This window comes from Candidatus Venteria ishoeyi, assembly GCF_030378065.1.
In the GTDB taxonomy this organism is placed as follows: Bacteria; Pseudomonadota; Gammaproteobacteria; order Beggiatoales; family Beggiatoaceae; genus Venteria; species Venteria ishoeyi.
This window is the reverse complement of record NZ_JAUCGJ010000081.1, coordinates 1-10,670: the sequence shown is the minus strand read 5'-3', so window position 1 is coordinate 10,670 and position 10,670 is coordinate 1. Positions and strand designations below refer to the sequence as shown.

Sequence of the window (10,670 nt, the reverse complement as noted above, 5' to 3'; positions counted from 1 at the left end):
TTGATACCTGCCGTAAGCGAGATGTTTCTCCTTGGCGTTATCTGGAAAAGGTTATTAGAGAGCGGCGGGCAGGGAGAAGCGCTCCGGCTTTGCCTGCCGCTCAGGTGGAGGGGGTCTGAATAGTTACGTTATAAAGTTTATGTCTACACGCTTTTGCCAGAAGAAACACCTCAGCCACAGTGGAATACTGGTAATTATTTTGCTAATGGTTATGCTGCTTTATTAGAATTAAATGCACTTAGCGCCGGTAGGTTTAATCCTCATGATATTGCAGAAAAAGGGCAACCCCTAGCACTTAATACTGTTTTTAATGGGATGTATCTATTTAATCTTGAAAATGAAGAAGGTATTATTGTTAAGGTTGAGCATGACGTACCACACATTATCGCTGATTTTATTTACCAAAAAACAGTTGCGGTAAAAAGCCTTGCTGCAAGCGATGGCATTGGGCGCATGCTCTCATTTGAGAATATCAATAGCACACCGGAACCAAATGGCATAGGTATTCCAGAGCGAGCAAAAGATTTTTTAACCTTTGGTATTAAACGCGCTGCAATTCCAGAAGAGGAAATTAAAGAATATTTAAGTTACAGTTTTGCGCGTCAAGTAGTCCTACACCTCAGATTTAATAACTGGGATGATAATAAGGGGTTTATTGATCAACATGATAATCGTGATTTTTATGAGTATGTATCGCAAGAATCCACTCAGTCGAAGTGGTTATTGAGTGATGAACACTTATGTCTTTCCAAAGCCATCCTTCGAGATGATATCACAAAAAACTGGCGTACTATTGATGAAGACTGGGCATTAATAGTTACCCCGTTTAAAGATCGCACGCAAAATGAAGATAAAAATATTCGCCTAGATAAATTAGCTGCTTTATATCAAGAGCGTTTTGATAAAAACTTTCGCGCAAGGAGTGCTGGAGAACTAGGTGGAGTTATAAAATTTTATGAACTCAAGCAGCATGCAAAATCCCAGATGGCGATTGAAATACGCAAAAAAATTGAAAGTGAGTTATTTGATGATTGGAAAAATGGAGTAAATTCTATTTATGATGTTACACAACTCCTATCTGCTCTAGAACCCTCATTAGCTAGCCGTCGTAAAGAACTTGATGATAACATAACAGAAAAGGAAAAGGATATAAAATCTGCAAAAGATAAAGTGGATGAGATTAATAAAAAATGGGCGGATAAAGGGATCTTGGGTAGATTAATAAGTTCATCCACTATGTTTGATCAGCAGGCATTAAATTTACGGGATTTATATACAAAAAAAACATGGCGAGAAGGCTTGCTTTTTTCCAAAAAACTGCTAGATGAGATTATTCAAGAAATTAGGAGGCTAGTAGCAGATGTTGATAGATGTAACAATACTATAAGCATAGCTAGCAAAAAATTTGATGAGATGCTAAATCAAAGAATCAAGGATGAGAAAGGAGATGATTTCACCAAAAAACTCATACGTTTTTATGATCCTGACTTAGTTAAAAATGTCACAATGGATCTAATGAAAGATGAGCAGTATCAAAAAGTTTGTGCAAGTAATGTACGCTCAGAAATAATTGCAAAAATAGGAGGAAAATATAGCTTCTCAGCATTTAATCAACTAAGTGTTTCATCTCTCATGGATACATTAATAATACATAGTGAAGATAATGCCCTAATAAGTCATAATAAATATACTCAAAGTGGTGGAAGCCCTTTACTAAATATCAGTATTATTGGGAAGCTTCAATCGCGTTATAATAGTGATATTGAAGGTCTTAATGCTTATGTTACTAATTTAGTAAAACATGCATGCACCTATCTTAAATTTGATAATGCAGAGTCAATAAAAAATGGAGGTAGTGCTAGCTCTATAAATACTAAACAATCTCTATTGACAGTTATTATGCCATCTGCCCCTCAGTATGCCAATTTTATAATCACCTTAAAGAAGGCATTTAAAGATAGTTATGCCGGTTCTACATCACCAAATTTCATTGAGTCTAATTCTAAACCTAATGAAATAACAGTAATTAATATAATTAATCATTTTCCATTACGTTTTGTAGAACAAGTTAAGTTTTTACATGAAAAATATCTTGAACTTGTTAATTCAGATAATTCGATAAGAATGGAACTTCATACTGATGGAGATGGTACGCAACTTCCTGAACTTTTTTTACCATCCATGACAATCCTTATGGAAAAAACAACACCCTATCTATTGTTAGCAAATTCAATGAAATTGATTGATAAATTAAAGAACCCTACAACAGGTATCGAACAGTATGCCATTTTACAACAAGATGAAAATGGTTTTGATGAAGAGCCTATCTATTTGGGTACAAATTTTATAGATTCATTTGATAAAATGGATTTAGGTGATTTAGACAAGCTGAAAAATCAAGTTGAAATATTACTAGCTGACAAGTATTTGCATATGGATAAACGTAGTGAATTGAAAGATTCCATAGTCGCGAATGTTAAGCATATTAAGGTAGAAGAGTGTAATAATGACATAGAAAATTTAAAATTTAAACTCTTTAATGATGGTGGTAAAAGTGCTATTAAAATATTAGAAATGAGGGATTAAGGTATGACTTCTTGGCTTTCCATGCTTCATGGAGAAGAAAAACAACCTTTAGGATTATGCAATAATATTGGGAATTGCTCCATTGCGGATAAAAAAAAGGAAATACCTATTCGTGGAGATAATGAAAAATGTCCCGAATGTGGTGCTAATATAGCTCCAAAAGTTTACCCACCCCCACCTATACCTAGGCCATTAATAATAAGTGCCCTACTTATTTTTGGTTTGATGGTTTTAATTTTTTTTAGTCAAATGATATGGTGTACTATAAATGGTACATTTAAAAGTGTCTCTTTTTTTCCACCAAGTGTTACTTGCAAACCGTCATCAGCTTCACCTGAAGAAAAAAATAAACTCAAAGAACTAGAGTCAGAAATTGATAAATTAAAAATACGTATGGAAAAAATTGATTCTGAAGTGAATTTACTAGTGGAAAAAAATCCTAAATCTATTCAGATCGATACAATATCTGAAACAGCTAAGTTACTTAACAATGAATTGACTTCAACGCAAAAAAATATTACTGAGATAAAAGATAATATAAAAAATCAGAACCTTGATGGCTTAACTTCTAAATTAGATGAAATTAAAGCGATTGTAAATAATATAAAAATACGAGTAGAAAAGCTGTTTAATAAAATTGAACAATATAAGACTGCTCTAGCATTACAGGATCTAAAAAAATTATTTCAAAGGAATATTGATAATAAAAATTGGAGCGAAGCCAGTGAAAACATTAAAAATATCCATAATTTAGATCCAGATCCTGCACTTCTTGCCGACTTAACCGAACAACTAAAAAACGCCCAACTTAACTGGTATCAGCAACAAGCTATAGCAGCCATTGAAACTGGAGATATGGATGTAGCTGAAAAGCATATCATAGCAATGGAGCAACTTGAACCAAATTGGCCTACATTAGCAGGATTAAAATTGCGTCTGGATAAAACTTATAAACTGGCCAAACTCAATCAACTTATAACTCAGGGGGACTGGAATAAGGCAAAACAATATCTCAATGAATTGCATCAGCTTCACCCCTCCTGGAAGGTTAAATTGATTGAACTAGAAATCAAGCTTAATGATACTCAAAATCACCAAGATATGGCTAATAAAATGTTGAATAAAGCTGATTGGAATGAAGCAAAAAAACATCTTGACAAACTCAGAGATGCAGATATTGACTCAGTAGTTTTGATGAACTTATTAGATACTTTAACCAAAGGTGAGCAGTATCAAAAGCAAACGATAAACTTACTAAAAGAACTTGACTGTGACAATGCTGAGATTAAAAAAAATCAGTTGGCAAAAATAAGTCCTAAAGCAATAGAAATACTTGATACTTTTTCAAGGCAGATCCAGCAATGCCAGCACACACCAAAATGTCTGGCTTCTGTACCAAAAAATATTCATGGTGTGTTACCTATGTATCATATCCCTGTATTTGACAAAAAACCTGTGCCACAATCGGTGTCTTATTGGATGCCAAAAATGAAAGGAAAAATAATAAATAATAACAAAAACTTCTTTATTATGCGCAGGGAAGTAACTGTTCAGGAATTTCAACAGTATGTGGAAACGCTGACCAAAATAAAGCAAGAGCAACAATTTATACCAACCGGTTGGAAGCAGCAGGCTGATTATCCTGTTAGTCATATTTCCTGGGAAGCTGCACAAGGCTATGCAAATTGGCTTAGTGAGAAAACAGGAAATAATTGCATTATTAAACTACCTAGTGAGAAACAATGGCGATCAGCATTGGCCTATATAGGATTAAAAAATGTAGAATTTAGGAAAATAAATGATTGGAATGAACCAGTAAAACTGAAAAAATCACTTACTCCCAAAGCAGTGGTTCATTTATTTGACAACCTTACTGAGTGGTCATCAGATAGCTGTTTGAATGGGTATAATGTACTTGGGCAGAATTACCAAGTACGAGAACGCGCATTGGCTAATGGGCATTCGAGTGTAACCTGCTCTAATGCAAAAGAATCTCCTATTTTAGGTTTTAGATTGGTTATACAAGAGTAATACCTATGATAATTAGTTTTTTTATAGTGAGAAAAATATATATGCTTAGAAGTTCACTAACTATTATCCTTTTTTCCTTGTTTGGTACTGGTGTTGCTATCGCTGATTCAACTCATCATGATAATAGCACTTTACTTAATAAGGGTGTTAGTATTAAAAAGTGTTTTAGTGCGACACCTAAATATGACGATGCTTGGTGGATATGGGATACCCAAAAAAATAATAACAATGAATTCTTAAAGCAGCAAACATTTATGGCTGGCTTAATGATTCATCCTAAGACTAAATTACTTACAGATAGACATGATCAAACAATCCTTGCTGTTCGGGTAGTACCGTACATTATGTATAATGATAAACATTATCTTATTCCAGAACACCCTGAAAACCTACCCTGGGTATCGGTAACAAACAAAGGAAATCGCGCTTGCATATCTAACATATGTAGTCAGAAGTTTTCACAATATTTCCCCTCATGCAACAAAGATTCCAATAAATTAATAAACGATACATTAGATAAATTTCCCTACATAACATTAACATTTAATAATTATTCTGACTTAAGTATTGTAAGAAATTATCTAATAAGTATGAAAAATAATAGCACTAAGCTGTTTGAATCAAGTAAATCATTCAATAAGGAAAACTTTTTCTCAACATCTGTTTCAATGGGGCAATTTATAGAAAAAATCACTCCTGATAATACAGTTAAAATAGAAATAAAAGAAAAACGTATACCACTTATCATAAATGTAAACAATAAATTTGATGAATCTAATTATGATGTAGTTAATAACTTTTTAATAAAAAACATTACTTCAATAAATAATGTTATTGACTCAATTTCAAATAAATATAGATTCATTAATAAAGCACCTGAAGTGATATCATCTAAAAATAATCATCGATTACTTTTGCTTTCTCAGTCCAATAGACTTCATCCACAAGGTAAGATAATTCAAGACAGCTTACTTGAGGTATTTTCTAAGTTAAAAGAATCTGATAAACAACTTAACTTTAGCTTACGTCTTATTCTGGGTGGGGGAGGACTTAGTGACATATTTTTTGATCATAATAAATTTAAATCAAATGATACAGGTGATAGCTATTTAAAGGATTTTATTGTTCGACTTTCATTTAATGCAGATGATTTATTTAATCCTATCAGAGAATTAGGATTAATGGATTATGTAATAAGAAATCAAAAAAATACAGATACACAAATAAATTCCATATTATATTTAGTTGATAGTCAAGGGTTAACTGATGGAAATTTTTCAAAAATACCAAGTGCTGATTTAGGTGCTATTGGAATCTGGAAAAAAAAATACCATGTTGATCTACAAGTTGTTACTTTACAGGATGAAGCTTGTGAAGTATGGAAAACTGCTGGTGCAGAATGCTTTTTTTGGGATAGAGAGCAAGCAAGCTTAACTAAGCTATTATTAAAATTTTTTAGCGAAATGGGGGGATAAAAAATGTTGCGTTTTTTAATTGGTAGTTATGTGAGCATTTTATTGCTGCTACTCAATACCAGTGCCTGGGCTATTCCAGGGGAAGGTAGTTGTTTAAATTATAAGTTTCCTCCCAAGCAATTGGCAAATGATGGAACAATTAGTACCATCCTGCTTATTCGAGTCTTGCAAGAAGGGGCAAAAGTTTATACTACGGCTGAGAGCAAGGAGTTAATACGAACACTTAAATTTAATACTGCTGTTTTACCAAGAAAAATTAAGGGGATGCGAATAGCTATCAGTAAAAATGGAAGTGACGAGATACTTGGCTGGGTGGAGTCCGCTGATTTATTATGTGGTCATCATCCCTTAACTAGTAAGGGCTTGGAACGAAAAGCATTTATTAAAACACCGCCCAGTGAAGAAATTGATGGCAAAACAGTGACTGCATATCCCTCACCTTATGCCAAGGATTGCAATATTGGAAGGTGTCAGCAACTATCCCGGTTTACCTTGCTTTATATTATGGCGGAAGATGTAGCCAGTCATCGTTTTTTACTAGCTGACCATCATAATTTAGCTGCTCCTGATTTACCACCTTTACTTGGGTGGGTTGACTTTGATCGTACTATCCCCTGGAACACAACAGTAGGACTAAGACCCAAAGAAAATACAGATTTATTATGTGCTTATGAGGATTTCAATGATAGTAAATTTAAATCTCGTAAAGATTGTCTGAAGGATAAAGTGCAAGCTATTAAGAATGGGAAAAAAATTATTGTATTAAAAGGGGGGAATGTCTGGTACAAAAATCCCATGCATATTCCGGTTTTAGATAACGAGACTAAGGATAATATTTATAAAGTTGCTGCGCCTAGTGTGGGCATGCAGGGTTTTCGTCCATTTAAGGCAGATAAAAGCATTGATCCCTTCAGATATGTGGATGTTTTTTTTGTCTTAGACGGAACAGCAACCATGAAACCCTATATTGAAGCCGCTAAAAAAGCTGTTCATAAAATAGCTAAGGGATTACGTAAAGAGGCAGATTACGTGAAAAGCTCTTTTCGTTTTGGTTTTCAAGTGTATCGTGATGATTATGCAGATGACATTCCAGGCATGGAATGCAATAAGGGTGTTTGTGAGTATATGAAATTATCAGCAAGCACTTGCCATGCAAATAAACTTGATACTAAGAAAAATTGGAAGGAATTTAAACAACAGATTGATAAAGTTAAAGTTACTGTTAATGATAAGGATGATTATCCAGAACGATTGTTTAATGGTTTGCGTCAAACTATTGGAAATATAGAAAGCTGTAATGAGCGTGCTAAACTAATTTTTGTTATTGGAGATCATGGAGATCGACAATCAGAAGATCCTTGGGATATTTATAGAGACTTAAAAAGCGGTCCTAATGGTAATTTTAACCGAGTAGCTTTGTATTTTATCCAAACGCCTAATAATTCTTCCATAGTTAAAAATCCTAAGGCTTATACAAAAGCTTATACTGCTTTTAAAAATCAGGCATACAAAATAGTAGATCATGTATTACCTAAAAAGTTAATAAATAAAGGAAAAGAGACTTACATCAACCGTAATGAGTTTATATTTGAACTTGATGCCTATGACTTAGTTGAAACTGTATTAAATCATGTTGCTACTTATTCTGACAGCAGTACTGTAGATGAGTCTAAACAGAGCTTGCGTGCCGGGAATTCCTTGGAAAATATTATTCATCAAGGTTTGGAGGGGGATGAAAAAACAGTCTTATATTGGCAATGGATGAAAGATGCTGCTTGTGGTGAATTGGAAGAGCAATGTGAAAAAAGAATAGTGCATGATGTAATTGATTTTTATATTCCTGAAAATAAAGAAATTATTCAGGAAGAAGTATGGATGAAAAGTAAGAATCTTATAAAGTGGCTTGAAATTCTTAAGCCATTCGGTGAAAACGATAATGGTGATATTGATTTTTTCAGCTGGTCACCAACCAAACAAAAGAAAAAATTTGCAGATATATTGGTGGCTCAAATTGAATCTGTTCTTGGTGAGCCAAAACTAAAGCTAAATATAGCACTAGGTAAACAATTAATGAAACGTATAAGTGGTTTTCCTATGCGTGAACAAGGTCCCTTATTGCAATATTCATTGCATGAACTCAGAACTATGGAAGCCTGTGAAATGAGATACTTAGCTGATTGGCTGAAATCCGTTAGAAATATATTAGTAACTGTTGCCGCAGAGCCACGTATGAAAGTGTCTTTTGAGTTAGAAGATTATAAGGAGCCAAGTTGCTACCTTAGTGACAAGGGAAAAAATATCAAAAAAATGGTATTAAACCCACCATCCTTTTTGGGGGACGGCAATGAATACAGTTACCTTCATAGTTTATATGGAGAACAAATCTATTGGTTGCCCATAGATTTTTTACCCTGATTAAAAATAACCTGGAAATTTAAGTTTTAAAATATTCCAGATATTTTGACTGAGGAATACATAATGTTACGTTTTTCCATCCATATTTGTATGACATTTTTATTGTTATCAGTCGATATTTATGCCTGGGCTATGCCGGGAGCTGGTAGTTGTTTAGATTATAAGTTCCCTCCCAATCAATTAGCAGGTAATGGAACGATTAGAACTACCTCTCTCATTCGAGTCTTACGAGAAGGGGCGAAAGTTTATGCTACGGCAGGGGGTAAAGAGGCAATACGAACACTTAAATTTAATACCGCTATTTCACCAAGAAAAATTAAGGGGATGAGGGTAGCTGTCAGTAAAATTGGAAGTGATGAGATATTTGGCTGGATGGAATCTGCTGATTTATTATGTGGTCACCATCCCTTAATTAGTGATAAGGGGCTAGAGCGCAAAGCCTTTATTAAAACACCTTCTGGCAAAGAAATTGATGGTAAAACGGTGACTGCATACCCTTCCCCTTATATCAAGGATTGCAGTATAGGAAGATGTCGGCAACTATCCCGATTTACCTTACTTTATATTGTGGCAGAAGATCTAGCTAACCATCGTTTTTTACTGGCTGAACATCATAATTTAGCCGATACTGATTTGCCATCTTTACTTGGGTGGGTGGACTTTGATCACACTATCCCCTGGAATACCACAGTAGGACTGCGCCCAAAGGAAAATACAGATTTATTATGTGCCTATAAACACTTGGAAGATAGTGAATCCCACAAGGGCTGCCAGAACCTTGGGGTGGGGAATGAGAAGAGTATAGTTTTAAAAGGAGGAAATGCTTGGTATAAATCTCCAATGCGTATTCCTGTTTTAGAATATAAATGCCATTCCTATAAGGTTGCCCTGCCAAATACCAGTATGCAAGGAGTGGATCCATTCCAAGAAAATGAAGCTGTTGAATCTTTCAGGTCTGTGGATGTATTTTTTGTATTGGAAGCCAGTTCAGTTATGGCACCATATATTCGTGCCACTAAAAAAGCCGTATACAAAATTGCCAGAGGCTTGCATAGAGAAGCAGACTATATTAAAAGTTCTTTTCGTTTTGGTTTTCGTGTGTATCGTGATAATATTCCGGGGTTAGAATGCAATAAAGGTGCTTGTGAATATATGACCTTACCCACAAATACCTGTCATACAAACAATTCTGATACTAATAAAAACTGGAGAGAATTTGGGGAAAAAATTAATAACATTAAAATTGCTGTTAATAATGAAAATACTTATCCTAAACAGTTGTTTAATGGTTTGCGTCAAGCACTACATGATATAGACAGTTGTGATGAGCGTACCAAATTAATTTTTGTGATTGGAAATCACGGTGATCAACAGAAAAAAATACCTTTAGATATTTATGAAAAGTTAATTGATTTCAAAAAACTAGCATTATATTTTATTCATACACCAGATAACAGTTTGGGGATTAAAAATTCGGCAGCAGATACAACTACTCATGCAGCTTTTAAGAAGCAAGCATATCAGATGGTTGATCATGTATTGCCCAAGTCATTGATTTTGATTAATAACAATCATCAGATAAATATAAATCGTAATGATTTTATACTTTCTCTTGAGGCTCATGATTTAGTTGAAACAATATTAAATATCGTTGCCAGTTATTCTGATAGCAGCATTGTAGATGAAACTCAACAAAAATTACGTGCAGGTCATTCACTAGAAGATATCATCAGCAATGAATTGGATGCAGATAATCTCCCTGTTTTATACTGGCAGTTGATAAAATCACTAAGCTGTGCTCAATTAGGAGAGCAGTGCCATATAAAAATGAGTAATGATGATACAGCTGAGTTCTACATTCCTAAAAGCAAGGCGATTCAAGAAGAAGTATGGATGACAAGAAAAAATATTATAAAATGGCTTGAAATTCTTAAGCCGTTCAGTGAAGGTGTTAATGGTAGTATTGATTTTTTCAGCTGGTCACCAACCGAACAAAAGCAAAAATTTACAGATGTATTGGTGGCTCAAATTAAATCTCAGCAATTCCCGCTTCACTCAAAAAAGGTTAAAATACCCCCCAGTCATCATAAAACTAAACCCGAGAAGGTTACATGCCACGTAAATTACCCGCGCCCCCCGCTCGTGAAGATTTGACATTCCATC

The 10,670-nt window shown here is 34.3% G+C and carries 4 protein-coding genes and 1 pseudogene; all 5 read left to right on the top strand.

The window, feature by feature from the left end; genetic code table 11:
- Positions 1-144: 144 nt before the first annotated feature.
- A pseudogene (locus QUF61_RS17615) lies at positions 145-2,586 on the top strand (tubulin-like doman-containing protein); the annotation flags it as partial.
- 3 nt (positions 2,587-2,589) lie between these two features.
- Entirely contained in the window at positions 2,590-4,617 is a 2,028-nt protein-coding gene (locus QUF61_RS17610; protein ID WP_289682876.1) for an SUMF1/EgtB/PvdO family nonheme iron enzyme, read from the top strand.
- Between the two features lie 5 nt (positions 4,618-4,622).
- Complete coding sequence (locus QUF61_RS17605) at positions 4,623-6,092, top strand: hypothetical protein (protein WP_289682875.1); 1,470 nt, start codon at positions 4,623-4,625, stop codon at positions 6,090-6,092.
- Positions 6,093-6,095: 3 nt separating this feature from the next.
- Positions 6,096-8,507, top strand: coding sequence for a vWA domain-containing protein (locus QUF61_RS17600; protein WP_289682874.1), 2,412 nt, complete (start codon positions 6,096-6,098; stop codon positions 8,505-8,507).
- A 63-nt stretch (positions 8,508-8,570) separates the two neighbouring features.
- The gene (locus tag QUF61_RS17595; protein ID WP_289682873.1) at positions 8,571-10,661 is read left to right on the top strand and encodes a hypothetical protein; all 2,091 of its coding nucleotides are present in this window, start codon (positions 8,571-8,573) and stop codon (positions 10,659-10,661) included.
- Positions 10,662-10,670 lie beyond the last annotated feature (9 nt).

Excerpts from the sequence above, each read along its gene's own strand:
- QUF61_RS17595 (WP_289682873.1), top strand. The coding sequence starts at position 8,571 with ATGTTACGTTTTTCCATCCATATTTGTATGACATTTTTATTGTTATCA.
- QUF61_RS17600 (WP_289682874.1), top strand. The coding sequence starts at position 6,096 with ATGTTGCGTTTTTTAATTGGTAGTTATGTGAGCATTTTATTGCTGCTA.
- QUF61_RS17610 (WP_289682876.1), top strand. The coding sequence starts at position 2,590 with ATGACTTCTTGGCTTTCCATGCTTCATGGAGAAGAAAAACAACCTTTA.
- QUF61_RS17605 (WP_289682875.1), top strand. The coding sequence starts at position 4,623 with ATGATAATTAGTTTTTTTATAGTGAGAAAAATATATATGCTTAGAAGT.